The 24,369-nt window shown below is 64.7% G+C and carries 22 protein-coding genes and 1 pseudogene; 12 read left to right on the forward strand and 11 right to left on the reverse strand.

Features of this window, described 5'->3' with window-relative positions; all coding sequences use genetic code 11:
* Positions 1 to 70 precede the first annotated feature (70 nt).
* Positions 71 to 498, forward strand: a pseudogene (locus tag G3572_RS21895) (transposase); the annotation flags it as partial.
* A 210-nt stretch (positions 499 to 708) separates the two neighbouring features.
* Positions 709 to 2,085, forward strand: a complete 1,377-nt coding sequence (locus G3572_RS22155) for a type I restriction enzyme subunit R domain-containing protein (protein WP_435530987.1) — start codon at positions 709 to 711, stop codon at positions 2,083 to 2,085.
* Positions 2,086 to 2,369: 284 nt separating this feature from the next.
* Here the strand turns inward: G3572_RS22155 and G3572_RS16215 are convergent, their stop codons facing one another.
* On the reverse strand, positions 2,370 to 2,681 hold the full coding sequence (locus G3572_RS16215; protein ID WP_164613820.1) for an ETC complex I subunit: 312 nt from the start codon (positions 2,679 to 2,681) through the stop codon (positions 2,370 to 2,372).
* Between the two features lie 350 nt (positions 2,682 to 3,031).
* Here G3572_RS16215 and uvrB point away from each other — a divergent pair, with 350 nt between their 5' ends.
* Positions 3,032 to 5,212, forward strand: coding sequence for an excinuclease ABC subunit UvrB (uvrB, locus tag G3572_RS16220; protein ID WP_164613822.1), 2,181 nt, complete (start codon positions 3,032 to 3,034; stop codon positions 5,210 to 5,212).
* Here uvrB and G3572_RS16225 read toward each other — a convergent pair.
* Positions 5,209 to 5,781 carry an NYN domain-containing protein gene (locus G3572_RS16225; RefSeq protein WP_240335595.1) on the reverse strand — a complete coding sequence of 191 codons (573 nt, stop codon included), beginning with the start codon at positions 5,779 to 5,781 and terminating at the stop codon, positions 5,209 to 5,211. The two genes, uvrB and G3572_RS16225, sit on opposite strands and share 4 nt — an antisense overlap.
* Positions 5,782 to 5,920: 139 nt before the next feature.
* Between G3572_RS16225 and G3572_RS16230 the strand changes: the two genes are divergently transcribed.
* Positions 5,921 to 6,139 (forward strand): hypothetical protein, encoded by a 219-nt coding sequence (locus G3572_RS16230; RefSeq protein WP_164613825.1) that lies wholly within the window; start codon positions 5,921 to 5,923, stop codon positions 6,137 to 6,139.
* Here G3572_RS16230 and parA read toward each other — a convergent pair.
* From parA to thyX, 3 genes are all read right to left on the reverse strand, one after another.
* Positions 6,130 to 6,756, reverse strand: a complete 627-nt coding sequence (gene parA / locus G3572_RS16235) for a ParA family partition ATPase (protein ID WP_164613827.1) — start codon at positions 6,754 to 6,756, stop codon at positions 6,130 to 6,132. The genes G3572_RS16230 and parA overlap by 10 nt on opposite strands.
* A 96-nt stretch (positions 6,757 to 6,852) precedes the next feature.
* Complete coding sequence (locus tag G3572_RS16240; RefSeq protein ID WP_164613829.1) at positions 6,853 to 7,470, reverse strand: hypothetical protein; 618 nt, start codon at positions 7,468 to 7,470, stop codon at positions 6,853 to 6,855.
* Between the two features lie 209 nt (positions 7,471 to 7,679).
* A complete protein-coding gene (gene thyX, locus G3572_RS16245; RefSeq protein ID WP_164613831.1) occupies positions 7,680 to 8,585 on the reverse strand; it encodes an FAD-dependent thymidylate synthase in 906 nt (301 codons plus the stop codon).
* A 199-nt stretch (positions 8,586 to 8,784) separates the two neighbouring features.
* Between thyX and G3572_RS16250 the strand changes: the two genes are divergently transcribed.
* From G3572_RS16250 to G3572_RS16260, 3 genes are all read left to right on the forward strand, one after another.
* Positions 8,785 to 9,888 carry a hypothetical protein gene (locus G3572_RS16250; RefSeq protein ID WP_164613833.1) on the forward strand — a complete coding sequence of 368 codons (1,104 nt, stop codon included), beginning with the start codon at positions 8,785 to 8,787 and terminating at the stop codon, positions 9,886 to 9,888.
* The gene (locus G3572_RS16255) at positions 9,885 to 11,294 is read left to right on the forward strand and encodes a surface lipoprotein assembly modifier (RefSeq protein WP_164613835.1); all 1,410 of its coding nucleotides are present in this window, start codon (positions 9,885 to 9,887) and stop codon (positions 11,292 to 11,294) included. The genes G3572_RS16250 and G3572_RS16255 overlap by 4 nt, the downstream gene beginning before the upstream one ends.
* A gap of 65 nt (positions 11,295 to 11,359) precedes the next feature.
* A complete protein-coding gene (locus tag G3572_RS16260; RefSeq protein WP_164613836.1) occupies positions 11,360 to 11,788 on the forward strand; it encodes a VOC family protein in 429 nt (142 codons plus the stop codon).
* 135 nt (positions 11,789 to 11,923) lie between these two features.
* Here the strand turns inward: G3572_RS16260 and G3572_RS16265 are convergent, their stop codons facing one another.
* From G3572_RS16265 to G3572_RS16285, 5 genes are all read right to left on the reverse strand, one after another.
* Positions 11,924 to 12,469, reverse strand: coding sequence for a sarcosine oxidase subunit gamma (locus G3572_RS16265; protein ID WP_164613838.1), 546 nt, complete (start codon positions 12,467 to 12,469; stop codon positions 11,924 to 11,926).
* Positions 12,462 to 15,380, reverse strand: a complete 2,919-nt coding sequence (locus G3572_RS16270) for a sarcosine oxidase subunit alpha family protein (protein WP_164613840.1) — start codon at positions 15,378 to 15,380, stop codon at positions 12,462 to 12,464. Before G3572_RS16270 ends, G3572_RS16265 begins: the two co-directional genes overlap by 8 nt.
* Positions 15,377 to 15,655, reverse strand: a complete 279-nt coding sequence (locus G3572_RS16275) for a sarcosine oxidase subunit delta (RefSeq protein WP_164613842.1) — start codon at positions 15,653 to 15,655, stop codon at positions 15,377 to 15,379. The genes G3572_RS16270 and G3572_RS16275 overlap by 4 nt, the downstream gene beginning before the upstream one ends.
* A 190-nt stretch (positions 15,656 to 15,845) precedes the next feature.
* On the reverse strand, positions 15,846 to 17,096 hold the full coding sequence (locus G3572_RS16280) for a sarcosine oxidase subunit beta family protein (protein ID WP_164613844.1): 1,251 nt from the start codon (positions 17,094 to 17,096) through the stop codon (positions 15,846 to 15,848).
* Positions 17,097 to 17,222: 126 nt separating this feature from the next.
* The gene (locus tag G3572_RS16285; RefSeq protein ID WP_164613846.1) at positions 17,223 to 18,653 is read right to left on the reverse strand and encodes a Glu/Leu/Phe/Val family dehydrogenase; all 1,431 of its coding nucleotides are present in this window, start codon (positions 18,651 to 18,653) and stop codon (positions 17,223 to 17,225) included.
* 385 nt (positions 18,654 to 19,038) lie between these two features.
* Between G3572_RS16285 and G3572_RS16290 the strand changes: the two genes are divergently transcribed.
* From G3572_RS16290 to G3572_RS16300, 3 genes are read left to right on the forward strand one after another with little or no spacing between them, the layout of a single operon-like run.
* Entirely contained in the window at positions 19,039 to 20,721 is a 1,683-nt protein-coding gene (locus tag G3572_RS16290) for a pilus assembly protein TadG-related protein (RefSeq protein ID WP_164613849.1), read from the forward strand.
* On the forward strand, positions 20,718 to 21,254 hold the full coding sequence (locus G3572_RS16295; RefSeq protein ID WP_164613851.1) for a TadE/TadG family type IV pilus assembly protein: 537 nt from the start codon (positions 20,718 to 20,720) through the stop codon (positions 21,252 to 21,254). Before G3572_RS16290 ends, G3572_RS16295 begins: the two co-directional genes overlap by 4 nt.
* A 19-nt stretch (positions 21,255 to 21,273) precedes the next feature.
* Positions 21,274 to 21,864, forward strand: coding sequence for a TadE/TadG family type IV pilus assembly protein (locus G3572_RS16300; protein ID WP_164613853.1), 591 nt, complete (start codon positions 21,274 to 21,276; stop codon positions 21,862 to 21,864).
* 61 nt (positions 21,865 to 21,925) lie between these two features.
* Here the strand turns inward: G3572_RS16300 and G3572_RS16305 are convergent, their stop codons facing one another.
* Positions 21,926 to 22,438, reverse strand: a complete 513-nt coding sequence (locus G3572_RS16305; RefSeq protein ID WP_240335596.1) for a hypothetical protein — start codon at positions 22,436 to 22,438, stop codon at positions 21,926 to 21,928.
* A gap of 194 nt (positions 22,439 to 22,632) precedes the next feature.
* Here G3572_RS16305 and G3572_RS16310 point away from each other — a divergent pair, with 194 nt between their 5' ends.
* Complete coding sequence (locus G3572_RS16310) at positions 22,633 to 22,887, forward strand: hypothetical protein (protein ID WP_164613855.1); 255 nt, start codon at positions 22,633 to 22,635, stop codon at positions 22,885 to 22,887.
* A gap of 131 nt (positions 22,888 to 23,018) precedes the next feature.
* Positions 23,019 to 24,314, forward strand: coding sequence for a homoserine dehydrogenase (locus tag G3572_RS16315; protein WP_164613857.1), 1,296 nt, complete (start codon positions 23,019 to 23,021; stop codon positions 24,312 to 24,314).
* Positions 24,315 to 24,369 lie beyond the last annotated feature (55 nt).

Raw genomic sequence — 24,369 nt, forward strand, 5'->3', positions numbered from 1 at the left:
GGTAATCCTCCCCATGGTTAAGGGGATGCGGAAGTAGAATTTTCTCGGCAGGATGAACGAGGAGATTCCGATGAAGAAGAGCCGTTTCACCGAAGCCCAGATCATGGGCGTGCTGCGCCAGGCGGAGGGCGGGATGCCCGTTCCCGAGTTGTGCCGCGAGCACGGGATCAGCAGCGCGACGTTTTACAAGTGGCGGGCCAAGTATGGCGGCATGGATGCATCCATGGTGAGCCAGATGAAGGCTCTTGAGGATGAGAACCGGCGGCTGAAGCGCATGTTCGCCGATCTCAGCATGCAGGCCGATCTGCTTCGAGAAGCTCTTGGAAAAAAGTGACGCGGCCAGCTCAGCGCCGGGAGTTGGCCGAGAAGGCGGTGGCGATGAAGGGGGTCAGCATTGCGCTGGCCTGTCGTGCGTTCGGCGTCAGCGAGACCTGTTTCCGCTACAGCCCGAAGCGTGACGACGAGAACGAGATGATCGCCGACCTGCTAGTCGGGCTGTATGATTTCATCTCGGAGGCCTGGACCGCCCGGATCACGGAGCTGGAGAAGGATCTGGTTCATGTGTCCGACGATCAGGAACGCGTAATCCGCACGCAGCAGATCGAATGGATGCGGAAGACCGAGATGGCTGTCGTGGTCAGCGACGAGCGGGGCGAGGTTCAGAAGTTCAAGAACTGGGGCCTCGACATCATCCCGCACCGCAAGCGGATGAAAGATGGCTTAACGATCAAGGAAGTGGTCGGCGGACGGGAGGTCGAAAAGCGGCTCGACGTGGAAACTGCCTTCAAGCGCGATGACCACCCGTTCCGGATCGTGATCGTGTGCGCGATGTGGCTGACCGGCTTCGACGTGCCGTCACTGTCGACCCTGTATCTCGACAAGCCCCTGCAGGCGCACATTTTGATGCAAGCCATCGCCCGCGCCAACCGGGTCAAGGAAGGCAAGAACAACGGCCTGATCGTCGATTATTGCGGGATCCTAAAGAACCTGCGGAAAGCACTGGCCACGTTTGCAGGCCACACCGGAGGCAGTGGTCCGCTTGGCGGTGGCGAGGGTGAGCCAACCGTTGATCCGTTGAACCCGGAAGAGGCCCTGCTTGCCGAGCTTGCAGAGGCTATCCAGATCGTGCGCGAAGGCCTGCGAGCGGATGGCTTCGGCCTGGAACGGCTGCACGTGGAAGATGGCTTCAAAAAGCTGAAGGCACTCAAGGATGCCAAGGAACTCATCAACGCGAATGACGAGTCTCGGAAGCGGTTCGAAATCGCGGCACGGGCGGTGTTTCGCAAATACAAGTCCTGCCTGACCTTCGCGAAGGTCGAGACCTTCAAGTCTGACTATCAGGCAATCAACTACATCTACAGTTCGCTCCAAGAGGACAAGATGGCTGCTGATACGTCAGCGATCATCCAGAAGCTGAATGCAATTGTGGCGGAGGCCATCGACATCCGGCCTGATGGCGAGGGCGAGCGGGTCTTTGACATTTCAAAGGTTAATTTTGAACTCCTGCGAAAAGAGTTTGCCAAAAGCGAACGCCCGGCCAGTGACGTTCAAGACCTCCGGACCGTTCTTCAGGAACGGCTGGCAAAGATGCTTGCGGCCAACCCAACCTTGACTGACTTCCAGGACCGCTTCGACAAGATCGTGGCGGAATACAACAAGGAAAAGGACAAGAACACAATCGAGGCCACCTTCGAAGCGCTGATGAGGATTGCCGCCGATTTGGAAGATGAGGCGCAAGGCCACGTAGCGCTTGGCCTGACACTAGAACAAAAGCCCGTTTTCGACCTTCTGATGCGGGATGACCTATCGAAAGAAGAGATCCGGCAGATCAAGTCAGTATCGGTCGAAATTTTGAAGGCGATACAAAGGCGCATGGAGGAGGTGCAAGACCTTTTTGAAAAGCAGAGCACCCGCGACGGGCTTCGCCAAGAGATCTATGACCTGCTTTACGATGACCGCACAGGTCTGCCCGCATCAAAGTATGGCGAAGATACGCTTTCCGAAAAGACGGACGCCATTTTCCAACACTTCATGCACCAATTTGACTATGGCACGGACGCTGGCGCGCATCCCCGCTCTGGATGAGAACAGCAGATTTCTCTGTCTTAAACCTAAAAGCGCCCAAGCGGCAGATCTTGACTGGTCTGAGTTCGGTGATCTCACCCTGAAGGCTTCCAGCAGCCCTCAAGTGATCAACACCTGCATGGCGACCGAAGTGTGGAGCAGTTACCTTCGTTGCCCCAAAGCCCCTCTCCTAAAAATCGCGGCGAAGGGCGCACATCACAAAATCAACGCCTTACAAAACCTTTGTCCCGGACCGGCCAAACTTTACCCCAAACGGCAGCAACTATGCCCCGATTTACAGGAGTTCAGTGCGTCCACGCGCCGCGGCGGTCGGTGGCGAAGTTCTCGCCATAGCCGCGCGCGCGGATCAGCGGCTTGCGGGCCTTGGGCAGGACCACCTCGTAGTCGATGCCCTTCGCCTGCGCATAGGCCTCGGCCGCGTCGCGCGTGTCAAAGCGCAGACGAACCTGCGCCTGCGTGTCATCCGACGAGGTCCAGCCCATCAGCGGGTCCACCTCGCGCGCGGTGGCAGGCACGAAATCCAGCACCCAACCCTTGGTCTTGGCCGTGCCGGATTGCATCGCGGTTTTGGCGGGCTGATAGATGCGGGCGCGCATGGGAAACCTCCTGAACAGACAGCCCCCATATGCCGGAAAACGGGGGGAAAGTGCAAGCACGAAGGCACGGGGGCAGCGCAAGGCAAGGGCTGCCGGTTGACCACGGGGTGTGGGTGGGGTGTGGTGCGATCAACCGGCAGCGTCAGTTGCTGCTTGCCTGTTGACTGTGCCAAACTCCGCCCCGCCCTTCAACCAAAAGATGCAATTTTTCATCGTGTTTTCGTTAAAATTGAACGGCACTTCTTAACCTTGACGCAACGAGGGTTAATGTTCCCCTCACAGCCTCTTTAACCGGAACAAAAACGGAATACATTGACCTTTCCGCGACTCGACCGGAGCGAAGGACCGCCATGCCCCACAACAATGCCAACGCCCTGACCGCCCGCCCCGAGGTCTTGACCCGGCCCAAGCTGGAAGGCGGGCGGCGCTTTGTGATGTCGACCCCGTTTCAGGCCGCAGGCGACCAGCCCACCGCCATCGCCGAACTGGCAGCGGGGGTGCTGGCCGGAGAGCAAAATCAGGTGCTGCTCGGGGCCACCGGCACCGGCAAGACCTTCACCATGGCCAAGATCATCGAGGAAACCCAGCGCCCCGCCATCATCCTTGCGCCCAACAAGACTCTGGCCGCGCAATTATACGGCGAATTCAAAGGCTTCTTTCCCGACAACGCGGTGGAATACTTCGTTTCCTACTACGATTACTACCAGCCCGAGGCCTATGTGCCCCGCTCGGACACCTATATCGAGAAGGAAAGCCAGATCAACGAACAGATCGACCGCATGCGCCACTCGGCCACGCGGGCGCTGCTCGAGCGGGACGATGTCATCATCGTCGCCTCTGTCTCCTGCATTTACGGCATCGGCTCGGTGGAAACCTATTCGGCGATGACGCAGGATCTGGTGGTCGGGCAAAGCTATGACCAGCGCAAGGTCATGGCAGAACTGGTGGCGCAGCAATACCGCCGCAACGATCAGGCGTTCCAGCGCGGCAGTTTCCGCGTGCGCGGCGACAGTCTCGAGGTCTGGCCCGCCCACCTCGACGACCGCGCGTGGCGGTTCAGCTTTTTCGGCGAAGAGCTTGAATCCATCGTGGAATTCGACCCGCTGTCGGGGGCCAAGACCGACACGTTCAAGCAGATCCGCATCTATGCCAACAGCCATTACGTCACCCCGCGCCCGACGATGCAGCAGGCGGTTCTGGGCATCAAGAAAGAGCTGCGCCAGCGGCTCGACCAGCTGGTGAACGAAGGCAAGCTGCTCGAAGCCCAGCGGCTGGAACAGCGCACCAATTTCGACCTCGAGATGCTGGAGGCCACCGGCGTGTGCAACGGCATCGAGAACTATTCGCGCTACCTGACGGGCCGCGCCCCGGGCGAGCCGCCGCCGACCCTGTTCGAATTCATTCCCGACAATGCCATCGTCTTTGCCGACGAATCCCATGTCTCGGTGCCGCAGATCGGCGCCATGTATAAAGGCGACTACCGGCGCAAGTTCACGCTGGCCGAACACGGCTTCCGCCTGCCCTCCTGCATGGACAACCGCCCGCTGAAGTTCGAGGAATGGGATGCGATGCGCCCGCAATCGGTGTTCGTCTCCGCCACCCCCGCCGCGTGGGAGATGGAGCAGGCCGGCGGCGTCTTTACCGAACAGGTGATCCGCCCCACCGGCCTTGTCGATCCGGTCGTCGAGATCCGCCCCGTCGAGATGCAGGTCGATGACCTGCTGGATGAGATCCGCAAGGTCGCGGCGCAGGGCCTGCGCGTGCTGGTCACCACGCTGACCAAGCGCATGGCGGAAGACCTGACGGAATATTTCCACGAACAGGGCATCCGCATCCGCTACATGCACTCCGACATCGACACCATCGAACGCATTGAAATCCTGCGTGATTTGCGGCTGGGGGCCTTTGATGTGCTGGTCGGCATCAACCTCTTGCGCGAAGGCCTCGACATTCCCGAATGTGGTCTGGTGGCGATCCTCGATGCGGATAAAGAGGGCTTCCTGCGCTCGGAAACCTCGCTGATCCAGACCATCGGCCGCGCCGCCCGCAACGCCGAAGGCCGTGTCATCATGTATGCCGACCGCGTGACGGGCAGCATGGAACGTGCGCTTCGCGAAACCAACCGCCGCCGCGAAAAGCAACTCGCCTATAACGAGGCGCATGGCATCACCCCGCAGACGGTGAAAAAGAACGTCGAGGATGTGCTGCAAGGGCTGTGGCAGGGCGATACCGACATGGCCCGCGTCACCGCCAAGGTCGACAAGCCGATGATCGGCCAGAACCTTGCCGCCCATCTCGATGCCCTGCGCCTGCAGATGCGCAAGGCCGCCGAGAACCTCGAGTTCGAGGAAGCCGCCCGCCTGCGCGACGAGGTCAAGCGGCTGGAGGCGGTGGAGCTGACGGTGGCAGATGACCCGCTGGCCCGTCAATCCGCCGTCGAGGAAGCGGTGGACGAGGCGCAGAAGATGACAGGCCGCAGCACCGCGGGCCGCCCCGGCCAGCGCGGCGGCGTCAAACGGCGCAAGCGTTAGCCCGCCGTCTCCAGCCACAGCACCCCGTCGCGGTAACCGCCGCGCCGGACATGTCCGGGCTGCGCCACTTCGGGGAAATCCCCGGCCCAGTCGCGAAAGCGGTCATTGCTCAGCACCCCGATCCCCAGATCGCGCGCGGTGCGCAGGATGAACGGGTCGGCCTGCTCTCCCTTTGGCACCACCAGCACCTGATCTTCCGACAGGCCCAGCGCCCGCGCCAACGGCCCGTCATCCATATACCGCCCCGCCAGCTTGTATCCGGCATTGGCATCGAAGACAACGCCCGGCTCATAGCCCTGCTCGCGCAGGGCGCGCAGCACTTCCTTGAGCGTGTCGAGCCGCGGCTCGTCATTCTTCCAATGCATGATGTTGGACCCATCCACCAGAATCGCGCCCCGCCTTTCCACGCGCCTTGGCCGCCGCGGCACAGGCGGGCGGCGCAGCATCAGCGCCAGCGCCAGAAGCGTTGCCGCCAGCGCCAGAGCCACAGGCTCCGACCGCGCAGAACCGGTTGCCCCGTATCCGAACAGGGCGACGGCAAGAGACATCAGAAACAACAGATTGGTCATCATCCGCGCAGGCTAACGCAGAGAAACGGGCGGCACCAAGGCGGAAATAGATGCAATTTGTGGCACCGGCCCTTGGATCGCGGGTCCCGAGCCGCTACCTCTGGGCCAGACCTTGCCGCCAGCCAGACCAGGACCGCCCGTGCTCAAGAAATTCCTCGACCCGAACCACCCGTTCTTCGCCAATGCGCTGGTGCGCTGGCTCTCTGCCGGTATTCCGGTGATCTGGGCGGGGGTGGAATTCGTCAACGGCAGCCCCGGCTGGGGCTTCGTCTTTGCCGCGCTCGGCGCGCTGGCCTTCTGGGTGCTGATCGTGCGCGGGCCGGACAAGCCGCAAGGCCCCGGCAAGCCTCAGGACTGAAGCCGCGCCATGATCTCGTCGGCCAGCGCGGCAATCTCCACCGCCGCCGCCGATTTGCCGCCTTCGGCCACGCCGAGCCCGTGGCCCATCGACTCGGCATAGGCCACGCGCTGGCCCAGACGCGCGCTTGCCACCTCGGCAAGGGCGCCCGCCGCCGCCGCCACCTCCTCGCCCAGCCGCGTGCCCGCCTTGCAGCGGTTCAGCACGATCAGGCAGGGGCGACTTTCGCGCGCGGCAAGGTCCAGCACGCCGTCGGTGGCCCACAGGTCGACATGGCTCGCCGCGACGGGGATCAGCACCAGCGAGGCCTCGCGCAGGCTGGGCCGCAGATCGGCGTCGATCTTGGGCGGCGTGTCGATGATCACGATGTCATGGGCCTTGCGCAGTTTTTCGCACTCATAGCCCACGCCCCATGCGCTGGCGGTCGAAAGCTCCATCCCCGGATCGCCCAGACGCTCGCGCCGCGTCATGAACCAACGGCCAAGCGAGCCCTGCGGATCGGTGTCGAGCAAGGCCACCGTCACCCCCCGCCGCGCCAGCTCCACCGCCAGATTGACCGAAAGCGTGGTCTTCCCCGACCCACCCTTCTGCTGCGCGACCGTGATGACCTGACCCATGAAGCACTCCCGTTGCTGCGGTGCAGCATAGGGTGATTCGGGGTTGGGGGATAGGGGGATGGTTGGGAGGAGGCGTTCCAGAGATCGCCGATCAATTCACACGATGGCTAAAGGAAGCTCAAGACACATCTCCAATCCACGTCCAGGAACTGGTCGAAATAAATCACCGACTCTAATCTGCGAGTTATACCTTATGAACATCTCACTTGGCGCTACCACTGCAAACCCCGCCACACAGTCCCTATAAATTATCAAAAACGCTCCGAAATCAGTCTCATTAGACAAACTGTATCGGTAAGAAAACTTACTGCCAAAACTCTGCGAACGAGTCGCCATTTCGCCAACGAACGGCAGAATTTCACAAATTTTTATAGGCGCCCCTGAAAAAATAAATGTGTCTACAGGGAGCCAGGTTACAGATATTCTTTTCGACTTATCCAAAATTTCTTTTGTCTCATAGTACCAAAGCGCAGCCGTCTGCTTGGCCAACCATGGATTCAGCCAACGAGTATACAGCCTTCGGTTAACGGGCACCCTGAGAAGTTCACTTTTATGACCACCGAAGTCACAGTCTATCTCTTTTGCATCACTGCTCCAATCCTGAATGTAACTTAGAACTTCAGGGTAGTTATTTGCAACGCCCTGCATAAGTTGAAAAGTGTATGGGTTTTCAGCTTTTTCACTAACTGCATCTGCCGTAATTGATACAAACATGGAGGCGACCTGATCCAGCGAGGAAGTCCCATGATTGCAGGACGAACATGCCGGGAACTCGAAACCCTTTGGTCTTATTTTATTTTGAAACAACGCGATCGGCGGAGCATGTTCAATAGTTGTGGCCAAAACGCTGCCACCACAAAAAATGCAGAGCTTTCCCTCAACTAGCTTTCTGAGACCTTTATTTCTGCTACCCACGCGACGAACTACCCCCAAACCCCCTCAAACTCCCGCCACTCGCCCTTGCTCATCCCGCTGTCTTCCTGCGTCACCACCTCGCCCGCCAGACGCCGTTTCAGCACCGCGATCGCCTTGGCACTCAGCGTCACCCCGCCCATGCGGTAATCCTCGAAGGCGGCATAGGCCAAAGGCACCCAGTCCTTGACGCAGGCCGCAATCGCCTCGGCATAGACGCGGATTTCATATTGGGCGTGGGCGTCGGCGCGCAGGCGCAGGAAGTGGAACAGGTTGTGCAGGTCGGTCTTCCAGTACCACTGGGTATAGGTGTTCATCGGCAGGTTCATCCGCGCGAGTTCCCGCGCCAGCCCCTGCTGACCGTCCTGCGACAACATCTGCTCATAGCTGTCAAACGCCTGCCCCGCGTCGCGTTTGAGCATTTCCAGCACCCGCGCGGCCTCGGCCCCCTCCAGCACCGCGCCGCGCCCCTGATTGTTGACCGTGCTCTGCGCGGCCAGCTGCTCGGGGGCGGGGATGTAGAATTCGCGGTCCAGAATCGAATAGCGGGCAGAGTATTCGTTCACATTGGCGGTGCGGTGGCGGATCCACTGGCGGGCCACGAAGACCGGCAGTTTCACATGCAGCTTGATCTCGCACATCTCGAACGGGGTCGAATGCCAGTGCCGCATCAGATAGCGGATCAGCCCCTCGTCATTCGACACATGCTTGGTGCCGGCGCCATAACTCACGCGGGCGGCCTGCACGATGGCGGCATCGTCGCCCATGTAGTCGATCACGCGGATGAAGCCGTGGTCCAGCACCTCATGCGCGCGGTACAGATGCGCCTCCATCCCCTCGCTCACCGCACGCAAGGTGGGGCGCGGCGTGCTGCGGGCAGCCTCGATTTCGGCGATCTGGTCAGGGGAAAGCGGCATGGGACGGGCCTTTCGAATCCGGGCGTTCACAACATGTGGGCGTCATTGGCGCGCAGGATACGAGAGGTTGGGGAACCGTCGCAAGGGTGCGCGGCAATTCTGCATCAGGCGCCTGTGCAGGCGCATGGATTCATTGACACAATGCCGTGAGAAAGGCAGTTTTGTCCGCAAAATAACACCTATAATCGAGCAGGTAATCATGAAGTGGCGTGTGATCGCGGTCCTCGGGGCCGGTCTGGCCGTGGCAAGCTGTGGCAGCGGCGGCAACCCGTTTGGCAACGCACCCCAATGCGGCGGCAACCCGCTCGCAGGCACCCCCTGCCCCGACCCGACCCCGCCCGACCCGACGCCGACCCCGCCCGAAGACGGGCCGGGCGGCCTGCCCGGCACCGAGACGCCCAGCGCCGCCACGCCCATCATCCGCTATGAAGACGTCAGCGACGACACCGGCAACGGCTATGCGCAGGGCTTCACCTTCAATGCCGCCGACAACACCTATACGGTCGACAACCTCGCCTTCGACGGCGGCAACGATTATCGCAAGCGTCTGGGGCAACCCGTGGACCGGCTCGGCGGATACGAGGTCTACGAGGCGGCGGCCGAGGTGCGCGACCCGCAGACCGGCGCGCTGATCCCGCAGTTCGAACACAAGCTGCTGGCCGGTGTCAGCCGCAGCGGCCGCACCGAATTTGCCATCGTGCGCACGGGGGCCTATCGCGGCTACGGCTTTGGCGGCTTCGTGATGAAGCGCAACGACAATTTCGTGCGCCCGCCCAATCCGCCCAGCGGGGCCAATCAGGCCGCCTATTCCGGCAATTACGCCGCCGTGCGTGACTTCGACGGGGCCTCGGGGCTGGAATATGCCACGGGCGCGATGACCATCGCCATCGACTTCAACGACTTCAACCGCGGCGATGCGGTCAAGGGCACCGTCAGCAACCGCCAGATTTTCGATGCCAACGGCACCAACATCACCGCGCGCGTGCTCGAAGCGATGGATGCCAAGTTCGACCGCGACGACAAGGCCCCCGCCACCCGCGAATTGCCCACGCTGGTCTTTGCGGTCGGCCCCGGTGCGATCAACGCCAATGGCGAGATCGGCGGCCTGCTCGACAGTTCCGTGATCGACTATAACGGTGACCGCGCCCGCGTGGTGACCTATGAAGCCGGCAAGTATTACGGCGTCGTCTCCGGCCCCAATGCCGACGAGGTGGTGGGCGTGATCGTGATCGAGGCCGAGGACCCGCGCATCGACGGCGTGACCGTGCGCGAAACAGGTGGCTTCATCCTCTACCGGCCATGAGCGGCACGGGCGCAGCGACAGTCCGGGCGAAATCGGTCCGCCGCGCCGGCGCGGCCCTCAGGGCGGCGGCGCTCTGCCTCGGGCTGATGGCGGCAGGCGCGGTGGCACAGGCCGCGCCGCTGGTGCTGACGCCCGAAGGCATGGTGCAGATGGCGGTCACCCTTCTGGACCGCGGCGAGCCCGCACAGGCCGAACGCTTTGCCGACGCGCTGCTGCAACAAAACCCGAAGGACGCCACCGCGCTGATCCTCAAGGCACGGGCGCAGCGCGACATGGCGGCCTATCCGCAATCGCGCGCCACCGCCCGCCTCGCCTGGACAGGGGCCACCCTCCCCCGCGAACGCTATGGCGCGGCGATGGCCATGGCGCAGGCGCTGGCCTCGGACGGGCAAAGACTGCGCGCCCAGCTCTGGCTGCGCCGCGCGATCGATGCCGCCCCCACCGAGACCGCCCGCGCGGTCGCCGTGCGCGACCTGCGCTATGTGCGCAACCGCAGCCGCCTGTCGCTGCGGCTGGACTTTTCGGTGCGCCCCTCGTCCAACGTGAACGGCGGCACCTCCGAGCGTGTGATCGATTTTCTGGGCCTACCGCTGACCATCGCCCCCGACAGCCGCGCCCTCTCGGGCGGGGTCGTGCAGGCGGCGGCAACCGCGCAATACCGCCTCGCGGAAAGCGCCGCCGCCAAGACAGACCTGCGCTTCGGCCTCATCCAGCGCGAGGTCTGGCTTTCCTCCGCCGCCAAGGCCGCCGCCCCGATGGCCCGCGCCGGAAACTACCGCCTCTCCGGCTACGAGATCGGGCTCGACCGCGCCGTGAAACTGCCTGCCCTGCAAGGCGAGGCCACGGCGGCGCTCACCTTTGGCCACAACCGTTTTGGCGGCAGCCCGATGTCGGATTACGCCCGCGTGGATCTGGGCCTGTCGCGCCAGCTTGCACCCCGCCTGACGGTAGAATTCGGCCTCACCGCCGAACGCCAGCGGCGTCTCGATGCGCCAAACCGCTCGGCCAATATCCTCGGCGCCAGCGCGGGGCTGACCCGGCAGCTTGACGGCGGCGACCGTGTGGGCGTCACCCTCGATCTGCGCGACACCCGCTCGCGCGCCGACAGCATCGACCACCGCGCCATCAGCGCCGATCTGACATGGACAAAGGCCGAACCGGTGCGCGGCATCGGTCTGTCGGCGGGCATGGGGCTGGCCGCCCGCGACTATGACCGCGCCGCCCTCAGCCCCGATGGCCGCCAGGATGTGACCCTGCGGGCAGAGGCAAATCTCGCGCTGCAAGAGCTTGACCGCATGGGCTTCATGCCGGTGCTCTCGGTCAGGGCCGAGCGCACCCGCTCCAACATCGCGCTCCACCGCGCGCAATCGCTCGGCCTTGGCCTGTCGATCCGCTCAAAGTTCTGACCGCACGCCCTCGCCTTTCCGGTCCGCCGCGTTATGATGACCCCGGCACAGACAGGAGACATGGCATGGCACTGAAATACCTGCACACAATGGTCCGGGTTCTCGACCTCGAGGCCTCTATGGCCTTCTACCGCCTTCTCGGGCTTGAAGAAACGCGGCGGCATGACAGCGAGAAGGGCCGCTTCTCGCTCATTTTCATGGCCCCTCCGGGCCAGCCGGAATGTCCGGTGGAACTGACCTACAACTGGGATGGCGATGACGGCCTGCCGTCGGACAGCCGCCATTTCGGCCATCTCGCCTATGAGGTGGACAACATCTACGAAACCTGCGCCCATCTGCAGGCCAATGGCGTCACCATCAACCGCCCTCCCCGCGATGGCCGCATGGCCTTTGTCCGCAGCCCCGACAACATCTCGATCGAACTGCTGCAAAAGGGCGAGGCTCTCGCTCCGGCCGAACCTTGGGCCAGCATGGAAAACACCGGCCACTGGTAAAGGCACCCGCCGGGGTGACCTGAGCCCGGCGTTGAAAGACGAGTAATGGAAAAGGTGCAAATCCCGAACCCCCGGATTTGCACCTTTCTTACAGCCCCAGCGCGAAGCGCCCTGCGGCAGCCAAGGGCGCGCCGGTCAGGCGCTCAGCGCAAGCCGCGCCTCGACCTTCGCCATCGCTTCTTCGATCTCATGCCAGGCCGTGCGCGCCATGGAACGGAAGGTAAGCAGGGTAAAGCCGCCCTCCCCTTCCGCAATCAGAACCAGAGGCATATGCCCCAGCGCAGAGCGGAACGCCTGCCCCCGCTGCGCGGCGCGCAGGTCCAGCGGAACCAGCCGCGCCAGCACGTCAACGGCGCGCGGCCCCACCAGCGTCAGCATCACCCAGGCATCGGATTGATCGCTGACCATCGCGGCCAGCCCCTCGGGCAGCGTGGCCGCGCTCGCCTCCGCCCCGATCAGAAAGGCCATGTCGCGCCCCGCCCAGACCAGCCGCGCCCCGCCACTTTCGCTCACCGTATTCGGCGCCGGAAACGCCAGACCAAGCGCCGCGCCCACCGCCGCCGCCTGCCCCGGATAGGGCGCGATGGCGATGATCTGCGGCAGCGGGATTTCGGCCAGCGTGGTTCCGGCATGGGTGACGGGGGCCACGCCCAGCGCGGGCTTTGCAATCAGGTCAGGCACGCAGCTTCTCCCCCTTCGGATCGTGGAACACCGGATCGGTCACCGTGCAGAGCACATCCACCCCGCGCAGCCGGTCGACCAGCCGCACCGTCTCGCCATGCCGCGCGCGGCCGTTGTCCAGAAATGCCAGCGCCAGATGGCTGTGGAGCGTGGGCGAATAGCCGACCGAGGTGACATAGCCCGCCGACTGCTCGCGCACCAGATCGACGCCTTGCGCGAAAAGATGCGCGCCCGCCGTGATCACGCTGTCGGTCAGCGGCTTCAGCCCCACCAGTTGCGCCCGCGCAGGCCCTGTCATGCCGGGCCGCGCAGCGGCGGCCTTGCCGATGCAATCCTTCTTGGCGCTCACCATCTTTTCCATGCCGATGTCAAAGGCGGTGATGCGCCCGTGGATTTCGGCATGGGTGATGAAGCCCTTCTCGATGCGCAGGACGTTCAGCGCCTCCATCCCGTAAAGCCCGCCCCCCATCGTCTCGGCCCGCGCGGTCAGGTCACGGAACAGCGCCTCGCCATAGCGGGTCGGCACCGCCAGTTCATACCCCTCCTCGCCCGAGAACGAGATGCGGAACAGCCGCCCCGCCACCCCCTGCACCGTCACGGGCGCACAGCCCATGAAGGGCAGGTCCGGCGCATGGCCCAGCGCGCTCGCCACCAGCGCCCGAGCCTTGGGGCCAGCGATGGCGAATTGCGCCCAGCCCTCGGTGACCGAGGCAAAGCGCACCTGCCACCCCGCGCAAAACGCCTGGCTCACGAAATCGAGATGCCGCATCACCAGACCGGCGGCGGCGGTGGTGGTGGTCATCAGCCAGTGCTGATCCCCCAGCCGCGCACAGGTGCCGTCATCCAGCACATGCCCGTCCTCGCGCAGCATCAGCCCATAGCGGACCTTGCCGACCGGCAGGGTCGAGAAGGTATTGGTATAGACAAGGTCAAGGAACCGCGCCGCATCGGGGCCCTGGATGTCGATCTTGCCAAGGGTCGAGACATCGGTGACCCCCACGCTTTCGCGCACCATGCGCACCTCGCGGTCGCAAGCCTCGCGCCATGTCGTCTCCCCGGGTTTGGGGAAATAGCTCGGCCGATACCACAGCCCCGCCTCCACCATCGGCGCACCCCGGTCACGGCTGGCCTGATCGCTGGTCAGGAACCGCTGCGGCGCAAAGCCCGCGCCCCGCCCGCCTGCCCCCATCGCGGCAATCGACACCGGCGTATAGGGCGGGCGGAAGGTCGTCGTCCCCGTCTCGGCAATGCCGCGCCCGGTGGCATCGGCCAGCACCGCCAGCGCCGCCACGTTCGAGGACTTGCCCTGATCGGGCGCCATGCCTTGCGTGGTATAGCGCTTCATGTGCTCGACGCTGCGGAACCCCTCCTGCGCCGCCAACGCCACATCCTTGACCGTGACGTCATTGGCAAAATCGAGCCAGGCCCGCCCCTTGCCCGCCACCGCCCAGAGGGGCGCGATAACATAGGGCGCATCCTCGGCGCGCGGCAACTCCACTGCGCCCGCCGCCCTGCCCAGCGCTTCCAGACTGGCCCGCGCCGCCTCGGCCCCCGATGCAAGGCAGCCGTGGGTCGAGAAACTGCCCCCCGCCGCGCCGGCCACCAACATCCCCGGCACCGCACCTTCCATCGGCACGAAGGCCGCCAGATCCTCGGACCAGCGCGGGCGACCGTTCAGGTGGCAGGTCAGATGCACCGACGGATTCCAGCCGCCCGACAGGCCCAGACACTCCACCTCCAGCCGCTGCGCGCGCCCGTCCTTGGTGAAACTAATCTCGCGCAGACCCATCCGGCCCCGCGCGCGCTGCACCACCGCCCCCTTGTGCACCACGATCCCCGGCTCATCCGGCGCATCGGGGCGGCTGTCGAGGATCGCCGCCACCTCCACCCCCGCCGCCATCAGGCTGCGGGCCGTGGCGCGCACCGAGTCGTTGTTGGCAAACAACGCCACCCGCTTGCCCGGCACCACGCCATAGCGGTTGAGATAGGTGGCCAGCGCCGAGGCCATCATCACGCCCGGGCGGTCATTGTCCTGAAAGGCAATCCCGCGCTCCAGCGCGCCCGCCGCCAGCACCGAGCGCTTGGCCACAATGCGCCAGAAACACTCGCGCGGCAGGTTGGGGCGCGGGCTGCGGTGCAGGCCCACCCGCTCCAGCGCGCCAAAGGTGCTGTCATCATAAACGCCGGTCACCGTGGTGCGGCGCATCAGCCGCACATTGGGCAGGTCCGCCAACTCGGCCAGCACCCGCGCCACCCACTCCGCCGCGGGCGCGCCGTCGATCATGCCCTCATCGGCCAGCAGCCGCCCGCCGGGTTCGGCAGACTCATCGCACAGGATCACATCCGCCCCGGCCCGTGCCGCCACCAGCGCCGCCATCAAACCCGCAGGCCCGGCCCCGATCACCAGCAGGTCGCAATGCGCCCAGGCCTTTTCATAAAGCCCCTCGTCATGCTTGCCCGACAACCGGCCGAGGCCCGCAGCGCGACGGATCAGCGGCTCGTAGAGCCCCTCCCAGAAGCGGCGCGGCCACATGAAGGTCTTGTAGTAAAACCCCGCCGACAGGAAGGGCGCGGCCAGATCGTTCACCTCCAGCAGATCAAACCCCAGCGACGGCCAGCGATTCTGGCTGCGCGCCACCAGCCCCTCGAACAGCTCCTGCACGGTCGCCCGCGTGTTGGGGGTCTGGTTCGCGGGGCCGACCACCTCCACCAGCGCATTGGGCTCCTCGGGTCCGGCGGTCAGGATGCCGCGCGGGCGATGGTATTTGAAACTGCGCCCGACAACCCGCACATCATTGGCAATCAGCGCCGAGGCGAGCGTATCACCCCGGTAACCGGCATAGCTGCGCCCGTCGAAACGGAAGGTGACCGGCCGCGTGCGGTCAATGCGGCCCTTGCCGTCGATCCTCATGCCCGCCCCTCCGCCGCATCGGCCCCGGCCACACTCTCCACCGCAAGGATCTCATGCGTCACCGTGTTGCGGGTCACCTTCAGCCAGGAGCAGCAGCCCTGCTCGTGATACCAAAGGTCCTGCGTCACCCCGGCGGGGTTGTCGCGCAGGTGTAGGTAATCATCCCATGCCTCGGGCGGTGCGCCCTCTGCGGGACGCGCGAGGTAATCCGCCGCCCCGTAGTAATAGAATTCACGCCGGTCGCGCGGGCCGCACAGCGGGCAGGTCAGGCGCATCTTGAAAAGCCTTTCTGTTTGGCAGTCGTCGCAAGGGGCTCCGCCCCTCGGCCTGCGGCCTCACCCCGGAGTATTTGGGCAAGCAGCAAATCATGGGCGCGGCACCCTGCATTGCTGCTTGATGAAATACTCCCGCCGGAGGCATCCGACAGGCGGGCAAGGCGAAAAGCGGTCAGACCCATCGCGCCCCTCAATGCAGGTTGTGCTGGCTGCCGGTGCCTTCTTCGTCGAGAAGGTGGCCGGTGGCAAAGCGGTTCAGCCGGAAGCGGGCGGCGACGGGATGGCTTTCGCCGGTGGCCATCAGATGCGCCATGCAATATCCGCTGGCCGGCACTGCCTTGAAGCCGCCGTAGTTCCAGCCCGCATCGATGAACAGCCCGTCGACCGGCGTGCGGTCGATGATGGGCGATCCGTCGGGTGTCATGTCCATGATCCCGCCCCAGGACCGCAGCACGCGGGCGCGGCCGATCATCGGCATCAGCGTCATGCCCGCCTCCATCACATGCTCGACCATCGGCAGGTTCCCGCGCGAGGCATAGCTTGCGTAGAAGTCGAGGTCGCCCCCGAAGACCAGCCCGCCCTTGTCGGACTGGCTGATGTAGAAATGCCCCATGCCGAAGCTGATCACATGGTCGATCACCGGCTTCAGCCCTTCGGTCACAAAGGCTTGCAGGATATGGGATTCGATCGGCAGCCGCAGCCCCGCCATCGCCGCCACCTGTCCCGAGCGGCCTGCCACCACCATGCCCACCTTCCGCGCCCGGATCGCGCCGCGGGTGGTCTGCACGCCGGTGACGCGGCCATTCTCGATGTCGATCCCCGTCACTTCGCAATTCTGGATCAGGTCCACCCCGCGCCGGTCGACAGCGCGGGCATAGCCCCAGGCCACCGCATCATGCCGCGCGGTGCCGCCGCGCGGGTGCAGGAGCCCGCCATAGATCGGAAAGCGCGTGTTGTCGAAGTCGAGATAGGGCAACAGCTCGCGCACCCCCTCGCGGTCCAGCAGCACCGCATCATCGCCCTGGTTGATCATCGCATTGCCGCGGCGGGCAAAGGCATCGCGCTGGCCATCGGAATGGAACAGGTTGATCAGCCCGCGCTGCGAGTGCATCACGTTGTAATTGAGATCCGCCTCCAGCCCTTCCCAGAGCTTGAGGCTGTGCGAATAGAATTCGGAATTGCCCGGCAGGAAGTAGTTCGCCCGCACGATCGTGGTGTTGCGCCCGATATTGCCCGAGCCGAGGTATCCCTTTTCCAGCACCGCGATATTGGTCAGACCGTGGTTCTTGGCCAGATAATAGGCGGTCGACAGCCCGTGCCCGCCGCCGCCGATGATCACCGCGTCATATTCGGCCTTGGGGGCGGGATCGCGCCAGGCCGGTTTCCATCCGGTGTTTCCGAACAGACCCTGTGCAATCACCCTGAAGCCGGAATAGCGCATGTCAGACCTTTCCCCGACCCGAAGCCCTCTGGCGGCACTAAAGCGGGTCCGCCGCAGATAAGCAAGGATCGCGGCCCGCGCCTTGGCCATCCGCGACATTGTGTGTCGCAGATGGCCAGAGCCGCCTTACAGGCCCTTGGAGCGGTAGGATTGTGCCACCCGCCCGATCGACACCAGATAGGCCGCCGTGCGCAGGTCATCCACATCGTCGCGTTCGTGCCAGACCTTGCGCATCGCCTGATAGGCGGTGCGCATCGTGTCATCCAGACCCGAGCGCACCAGCGCCAGCTCGTCCGATCCGGTCAGGAACTTTTCCTTGAAATCGGGCGACAGGGTCCAGCCCAGCCCCTGATCGGCCGACAGCCGTTCCAACTCCTCGACCAGAATGCGCGAGCGGGCCTCCTCGGCGCGGCGCTGCATGCGGCCAAAGCGGATGTGCGAGAGGTTCTTGACCCATTCGAAGTAGGAAACCGTAACCCCGCCCGCATTGGCATACATGTCGGGGATGATGACCACGCCCTTCTCGCGCAGGATCTCGTCGGCGCCGAAGGTCACCGGCCCGTTCGCCGCCTCGACGATCAGCGGCGCCTTGATCCGCGCGGCATTGCCCATATGGATCACCCCCTCCAGCGCCGCCGGAATCAGGATGTCGCACTCGGCCTCGATCAGCGTGCTGCCATCGTCGACAAAGGCCGCTGTCGGATAGCCCTTGATGCTGCCATGCTTGACCATCCACTGCCGGATGTCCTCGATGTCCAGCCCGCTCTCGCTGTGCAGCGCGCCGTCGCGTTCGATCACCGCCGTGATCTTGCAGCCATCCTCCTCGCTCAGGAACTTGGCGGCGTGATAGCCCACATTGCCAAGCCCCTGCACGATCACCCGCTTGCCCTCCAGCCCGCCGGTCAAACCCGCCTTGGCGATATCCTCGGGGTGGCGGAAGAACTCCTGCAACGCATATTGCACGCCGCGCCCCGTCGCCTCCACCCGGCCCTGAATCCCGCCCGCATGCGGCGGCTTGCCGGTCACGCAGGCATTGCCGTTGATATCGGTCGTGTTCATCCGCTTGTACTGGTCGGCGATCCACGCCATCTCGCGCTCGCCGGTCCCCATATCGGGCGCGGGCACGTTCTGCGCCGGATGGATCAGGTCGCGCTTGATCAGCTCATAGGCAAAGCGGCGGGTGATGAGCTCCAGCTCGTGCTCCTCCCAGGCGCGCGGGTCGATGCACAGCCCCCCTTTCGATCCGCCAAAGGGCGTCTCCACCAGCGCGCATTTATAGGTCATCAGCGCCGCCAGCGCCTCCACCTCGTTCTGGTTCACCGACAGCGCATAGCGGATGCCGCCCTTGACCGGCTCCATATGTTCCGAATGCACCGAGCGGTATCCGGTGAAGGTCTCGATCTTGCCGCGCAGGCGCACACCGAAACGCACCGTATAGGTCGAGTTGCACACGCGGATCTTCTGCTCCAAGCCGGGGCTCAGATCCATCAGCCGCACGGCGCGGTTGAACATCAGATCGACCGACTCGCGAAAACTCGGCTCTCCATCCCTGATCATGCCATTCCTCCTGACGGGCCGGGCGCGGCGGACGGCGCCCCGGGGTTACGCTAGCGGTCCGCTCGGCCCAGTTCACCGCAAAAACTGACGCGTGAATCCAGAAATAACGAATCGAATCGTAGCGATTTGTCGGCATTTCACGCCAAACGGATGGCGCGCTGCGCATCCGTCAGCCGCTCTGCGTTTCCCACTCTAGCACAATTCGCACCACAATCCGCGATTGTTTCCAGAACGGCAACGCCAGCCCGCCCGCGCCCCGGCTTGCCATAATTTTGCCCCGCCCCCTCGCTTAGGTGAACGGTGTTTAACAAAGCTGTAGACCCGTGGGGGCGGTTCTGCGGCGCATAGCGACTTGGGATCGGACCGCAGAATGAAGAGTGCTGCCATGAGGTTTTCGCGGAAATCTGCCCTGCGTTTTGCACGCGACGAAGACGGCCACATCCTTATCTTCACCACCGTGATGCTGACGCTGATGCTGATGCTCGCAGGGATCGGGGTCGATATCATCAACTTCGAAACCATGCGCACCAAGCAGCAGCAGACGCTGGACCGCGCCACGCTGGCCGCCGCCTCGCTCACGCAGCAACTGGATGCCGAAGCGGTGGTGCGCGATTACTTTGCCAAGGCCAACATGACCGACCATCTGCGCTCGGTCTCCTTCGAGCGCACCTTCAACGCCTCGACCGTGCGCGCCGAGGCCGAGAAGGAAATCACGCCGATCTTCATGAACCTCTATGACATGTCCAACAGCACCAAGCTGGTGGCGCGCGGCCGCGCCAGTGCCGAACAGCGCATCAACAACATCGAAATCGTGATGGTGCTCGACGTGTCGGGGTCGATGAACGATTCAAGCCGGCTGGTGAACCTCAAGACGGCGGCGAACGAATTCATCGACACCGTGCTCGATCAGGATACAGAAAACCGGGTGTCGATCAGCATCGTTCCGTTCAACGGACAGGTGAACCTGCCCGAAAACATGCAGCAGCTGTTCACCAACCGGATCGACGATCATGGCGTCGCCACCGTGAACTGCTTTGATCTGCCCAGTTCGGTCTACGGCAACCTGTCGCTGCCCCTCAACACCGCGATGCCCGTCACCGCCCACGCCGACACCTATTCGACGACCACAACCGGCAGTTACATCGCGCCCACCCATTCCAATGCCGTGGTGAACACCGGCAACCGCTGGTGCCCGCCCACCGTCAACGGGACCGTCAGCAATACCAATTTCATCCGGGCGCCCACCAACAACCGCACCGCGCTCAAGGCGCATATCAGCGGCCTGCAGGCCATCGGCGCGACCTCGATCAACGCCGGCATGAAATGGGGCATGGCGCTGCTCGATCCCTCGGCCAGAACGCTTTATTCGGGCATGATCGCGGCCGGCCAGACACCGTCCTACTTCAACAACCGTCCCTTCAACTTCGGCGACCGCGAAGCGATGAAGATCGTCGTGCTGATGACCGACGGTGAACACTTCGCCGAAGAACGGGTCAACGCCGGTTTCCGTGCCGGAACCTCGCCGATCTGGCGCGGCAACTCCGACACGCTGTTTTCCATCTTCCATTCGTCGCGTGTGAACACCTCCTCTGCCACCAACATCTGCAACAGCCGCCCCTTCTATGTGCCGCATCTGAACGCATGGCATTCGCGCCCGTGGAACAGCACTACGCCGTCCAGCTCGACCTGCTACAGCACCACCGCCACCTACAGCGGGGCGACACAGCAGACATGGCCGCAGGTCTGGAACAGCGTGCGGGTGGCATGGGTGGCACAGCAGCTTTATGCGCGCCCGCTGGGCCTCACGCAGGCCAATGCGATGAACGCCATCCGCACCCAGACGCCGACCTCCACGATGGACAGCCAGCTTGCCAACGTCTGCGGTCAGGCCCGCGCGCGCAACGTGCTGGTCTACGGCATCGCCTTCGAGGCCCCGCCGAACGGCCAGACGGCGATTGCCAACTGCGCCTCCTCGCCCGCGCATTACTTCAACGCGCAGGGGCTGGAAATCCGCACCGCCTTCCGCTCCATCGCGACCAACATCACCCAGCTGAAGTTGACCCAATGATGTCCCGCCTGCGCTCGCTCTTTCGCCCCTTCCGCAAGGATGAACGCGGCCTTGCCTCGGTGGAGTTCGCCCTGTTCTTCCCGGTCTACATCAGCATGTTCTTCTGGGCCGCCGAACTGGGCATCATCACCATCAAGTCGGTGATGCTCGATCACGCGCTCGACGTGTCGATGCGCGAGCTGCGCCTTGGCCTGATGCAGAACCCCACGCAAGAGACGCTCAAGCAAAGCATCTGCAACCGCGCGCGGATCATCGGCAATTGCGAAGACCAGATGATGATCGAACTGCAATCGGTGTCGACGGTGACATGGGCCATGCCGCAAACCCCCGTCACCTGCGTGAACAATGACGAGGAAATCCAGCCCGTCGTCAATTTCGATCTGGGCCGCCAGCAGGAACTGATGCTGGTGCGCGCCTGCATCGTGCTGCCGGTGCTGTTCCCGAACATGATCTTCGGCCGGCAGCTTTTCCGCGATGGCTCGGGCGGCATCGGCATCGCCTCGATTTCGTCTTTCGTGAACGAACCGTCTTGATCATCGGGAAAGGATCGCCATGAAAACCCCCCTGACCCTGCTCCGCCACGCCCTGCGCCGCTTCCGCCGCAACGAAGACGGGCTCGCCTCGGCCGAGATGATCCTCGTGCTGCCGCTCTACCTGTTCTGCATCCTCGGCACCTTCACCTTCTGGGATGCCTTCGACGTGGCCAACCGCTCGCAAAAGGCATCCTACGCGGTGTCCGACCTCATCACCCGCAAGCAGGACAACGTGACCGAGGTCTATGTGCAGGGCATGTTCAACACCATGCAATACATGATGGGCCCCTCGCTGCCGACCCGCACCCGCATCACCTCGGTGTTCTACAGTCAGGCCCGCGCAAGATACGAGGTGCTGTGGTCCCGCTCCAGCGTCCCCACCATCCCGCGCCTCACCACCGAAACCCTGCCGACGATCCAGAGCCACCTGCCCGTGATGTATGACGGCGACGCGCTGATCGTGGTGGAAACGACGGTGGAATTCCGGCCGATCCTCGGCGCGGTCGACATGATCATCAACGACATCGACACCGGCCCGATGCGCAACGTCGTCGTCACCCGCCCGCGCTTCCTGCCCAAGATCTGCATGCAGGGCGTCGCCTGCGGCTAAGGCCAGCCGCCCCCCGCAGCCGCGCCCCGACCTGCGGGCGCGGCAAACCGGCCTGCGGCACTCAGCGCGGCTTGATCAGCTCGTCCAGCACCTCGGCCATGTAACGCGCCTCGTGCCGGTGGGTCACGCCGCCCACGCCCACCGACCGCCCCAGCCGCCACCACAGCCCCGGCGCCCAGCCGCGCGGGCCGCTCTGCCGCAGCGAAAGCGTGAACCCCCCCGCCGGCTTGAAGGCAAACACCCCGCGATTGACCGCGCGGATATCCTCCACCCGCGCCAGCACCATGCCCGACCCGTCGCGCAGCACCTCGCGCGTCAGCACCAGCGACGCGCCGCTCACCTGCCACATGCGCACCGCCAGCCAGAGCGCCGAAACACCCAGCGCCAGCAGGACCAGAAGCCAGCCGAAAGCCGCAGGCGGAAAGGCCAGTGCCAGCCACACCAGCGTGCCCCCCAAAGCCGCCAGAATCGCCACCCCCAGCACCCGCCGCGGCGGCGATGGCCGCAGCTCGGCCAGAATCGCGCCTTGGGCCGCTGCGGGCATCTCGGGCGTCAGGTCGGACGGATCGGGCATCGTGGCGGCTCCTCGCTCGGGTTTGCCAAGCCATAAACCAGCCGCCGCCCCCGCGATAGGGTCCAGATGCCACGCCCGTCCCCCGAAACGCGCCCCCGAAAACATCGCCCCGAGCCCCCCTTGCCCGCAACCGCGATCCTGCCTAGGCTTTGGCCCATGCGGCGCAGCCTGCCGCCGCCGACGGATGCCAGACCATGCACCACCCCCGCCTTTCCCGCCGCATGGCGCTTGCCGCCTGCCTCGGCCTCGGCCTGTCAGGCTGCGCGCCCCTGCCCGATTTCGCCACCGCCACCCGCGCCGCAGCCCCCGGACCCGCGCCGGTTCTGGTGCCGATCGACGGGCTGCTGGCGCAAGCCGACGCGTTGGGCAACGGCGCCGCCGCCACCGCCCCCGTCACCGCGCGGGCCGAACAGTTGCGCGCCCGCGCCGACCGCCTGCGCCGCGAATAGCCGCCCCCGCGCGCGCCATGCCCCGGCCCGCGTTTTTCCCGCCCTTCCGCCCGCCGGCCCGCGTTGCCTTGCCCCGACAGGCGCGCTAAGACCGCCCCGAACGCCACGCCACAGACAGACGGAGTCGCCCCATGCCAGCCCCCTTGCGAATTGGTCTTGCCGGTCTGGGCACCGTCGGCATCGGCGTCGTCAAGATCGTGCAATCCCATGCCGACCTGATCGCCGCCCGCGCGGGCCGCCCGGTCGAGATCACCGCCGTCTCGGCCCGCGATCCGCAGAAGAACCGCGACGCCGACCTGTCGACCTATCATTGGGAAGCCGATCCCGTGGCCCTCGCCCGCCGCAATGACATCGACGTGTTTGTCGAGGTGATGGGCGGCCACGAAGGCCCCGCCCGCCTTGCCACCGAGGCCGCAATCGCCACCGGCAAGGATATCGTCACCGCCAACAAGGCGCTGCTGGCCCATCACGGCCATGCCCTCGCGCTCGCCGCCGAAGCCGCAGGCCGCGTGATCCGCTTCGAAGCCGCCGTCGCAGGCGGCATCCCCGTCATCAAGACGCTCACCGAAGGGCTGGCAGGCAACCAGATGCGGCGTGTGATGGGTGTGATGAACGGCACCTGCAACTACATCCTCACCCGGATGCAGGCAGCGGGCCTGCCCTACGAGACGGTGTTCGAAGAGGCGCGCCAGCTTGGCTATCTCGAAGCCGATCCGAACCTCGATGTCGGGGGCATCGACGCGGGCCACAAGCTCAGCCTGCTCGCAGCCATCGCCTTCGGCACGCGGGTCAGCTTCGACAATGTGGAACTCGAAGGCATCGGCAACGTCTCGATCGACGATATCAACCTCGCCGACGACATGGGCTATCACATCAAGCTCCTCGGTGTGGCGCAGATGACGGGCCGCGGGCTGGAACAGCGCATGACGCCTTGCCTCGTCCCCGCCGAAAGCCCGCTCGGCCAGTTGCAGGGCGGCACCAACATGGTGGTGCTCGAAGGCGACTCCGTGGGCCAGATCGTGATGCGCGGCGCGGGCGCGGGCGCAGGCCCCACCGCCAGCGCGGTGATGGCCGATGTCATCGACATCGCGCGCGGCACTCGGCTCTCCACCTTTGGCCGCCCCGCCGCCTCGCTGGCCGAACCTGTGGCCGCGAAATCCGCGACGCCCGCGCCCTATTACCTGCGCATGACGCTGCTCGACAAACCGGGCGCGCTGGCCAAGATCGCGACAGCACTGGGCGAGGCAGGCATCTCCATCGACCAGATGCGCCAGTTGAACCAGCCCAACGAGGCCGACAACAAGGCCACCGTGCTGATCGTGACGCACAAGGCGTCGCCTGCCGATGTCGCCTATGCGCTGGCCCAGTTCGACACGACAGGCGTGCTCATCGGCGCCCCCGCCGCCATCCGCATCGAAGAGGTCTGATCCCGCCCGCCACTTCGCTGGACCTGCCTGCCCTTCTGCCTCCGCCAGACCTCGC

Origin of the sequence: Pseudotabrizicola algicola, assembly GCF_010915705.1 — a bacterium.
GTDB classification, from domain to species: domain Bacteria; phylum Pseudomonadota; class Alphaproteobacteria; order Rhodobacterales; family Rhodobacteraceae; genus Pseudotabrizicola; species Pseudotabrizicola algicola.

What these genes read in the sequence shown, in the direction of transcription:
- G3572_RS16285 (WP_164613846.1), bottom strand. Translation starts at nt 18,653, where the DNA reads ATGATCAGGGATGGAGAGCCGAGTTTTCGCGAGTCGGTCGATCTGATG.
- parA (WP_164613827.1), bottom strand. Translation starts at nt 6,756, where the DNA reads ATGGGTCAGGTCATCACGGTCGCGCAGCAGAAGGGTGGGTCGGGGAAG.
- G3572_RS16255 (WP_164613835.1), top strand. Translation starts at nt 9,885, where the DNA reads ATGAGCGGCACGGGCGCAGCGACAGTCCGGGCGAAATCGGTCCGCCGC.
- G3572_RS16240 (WP_164613829.1), bottom strand. Translation starts at nt 7,470, where the DNA reads ATGTTTGTATCAATTACGGCAGATGCAGTTAGTGAAAAAGCTGAAAAC.
- G3572_RS16310 (WP_164613855.1), top strand. Translation starts at nt 22,633, where the DNA reads ATGCACCACCCCCGCCTTTCCCGCCGCATGGCGCTTGCCGCCTGCCTC.
- G3572_RS22155 (WP_435530987.1), top strand. Translation starts at nt 709, where the DNA reads ATGAAAGATGGCTTAACGATCAAGGAAGTGGTCGGCGGACGGGAGGTC.
- G3572_RS16215 (WP_164613820.1), bottom strand. Translation starts at nt 2,681, where the DNA reads ATGCGCGCCCGCATCTATCAGCCCGCCAAAACCGCGATGCAATCCGGC.
- G3572_RS16275 (WP_164613842.1), bottom strand. Translation starts at nt 15,655, where the DNA reads ATGCGCCTGACCTGCCCGCTGTGCGGCCCGCGCGACCGGCGTGAATTC.
- G3572_RS16280 (WP_164613844.1), bottom strand. Translation starts at nt 17,096, where the DNA reads ATGCGCTATTCCGGCTTCAGGGTGATTGCACAGGGTCTGTTCGGAAAC.
- thyX (WP_164613831.1), bottom strand. Translation starts at nt 8,585, where the DNA reads ATGCCGCTTTCCCCTGACCAGATCGCCGAAATCGAGGCTGCCCGCAGC.
- G3572_RS16305 (WP_240335596.1), bottom strand. Translation starts at nt 22,438, where the DNA reads ATGCCCGATCCGTCCGACCTGACGCCCGAGATGCCCGCAGCGGCCCAA.
- G3572_RS16290 (WP_164613849.1), top strand. Translation starts at nt 19,039, where the DNA reads ATGAGGTTTTCGCGGAAATCTGCCCTGCGTTTTGCACGCGACGAAGAC.
- G3572_RS16260 (WP_164613836.1), top strand. Translation starts at nt 11,360, where the DNA reads ATGGCACTGAAATACCTGCACACAATGGTCCGGGTTCTCGACCTCGAG.
- G3572_RS16225 (WP_240335595.1), bottom strand. Translation starts at nt 5,781, where the DNA reads ATGACCAATCTGTTGTTTCTGATGTCTCTTGCCGTCGCCCTGTTCGGA.
- G3572_RS16250 (WP_164613833.1), top strand. Translation starts at nt 8,785, where the DNA reads ATGAAGTGGCGTGTGATCGCGGTCCTCGGGGCCGGTCTGGCCGTGGCA.
- G3572_RS16315 (WP_164613857.1), top strand. Translation starts at nt 23,019, where the DNA reads ATGCCAGCCCCCTTGCGAATTGGTCTTGCCGGTCTGGGCACCGTCGGC.
- G3572_RS16300 (WP_164613853.1), top strand. Translation starts at nt 21,274, where the DNA reads ATGAAAACCCCCCTGACCCTGCTCCGCCACGCCCTGCGCCGCTTCCGC.
- G3572_RS16270 (WP_164613840.1), bottom strand. Translation starts at nt 15,380, where the DNA reads ATGAGGATCGACGGCAAGGGCCGCATTGACCGCACGCGGCCGGTCACC.
- uvrB (WP_164613822.1), top strand. Translation starts at nt 3,032, where the DNA reads ATGCCCCACAACAATGCCAACGCCCTGACCGCCCGCCCCGAGGTCTTG.
- G3572_RS16295 (WP_164613851.1), top strand. Translation starts at nt 20,718, where the DNA reads ATGATGTCCCGCCTGCGCTCGCTCTTTCGCCCCTTCCGCAAGGATGAA.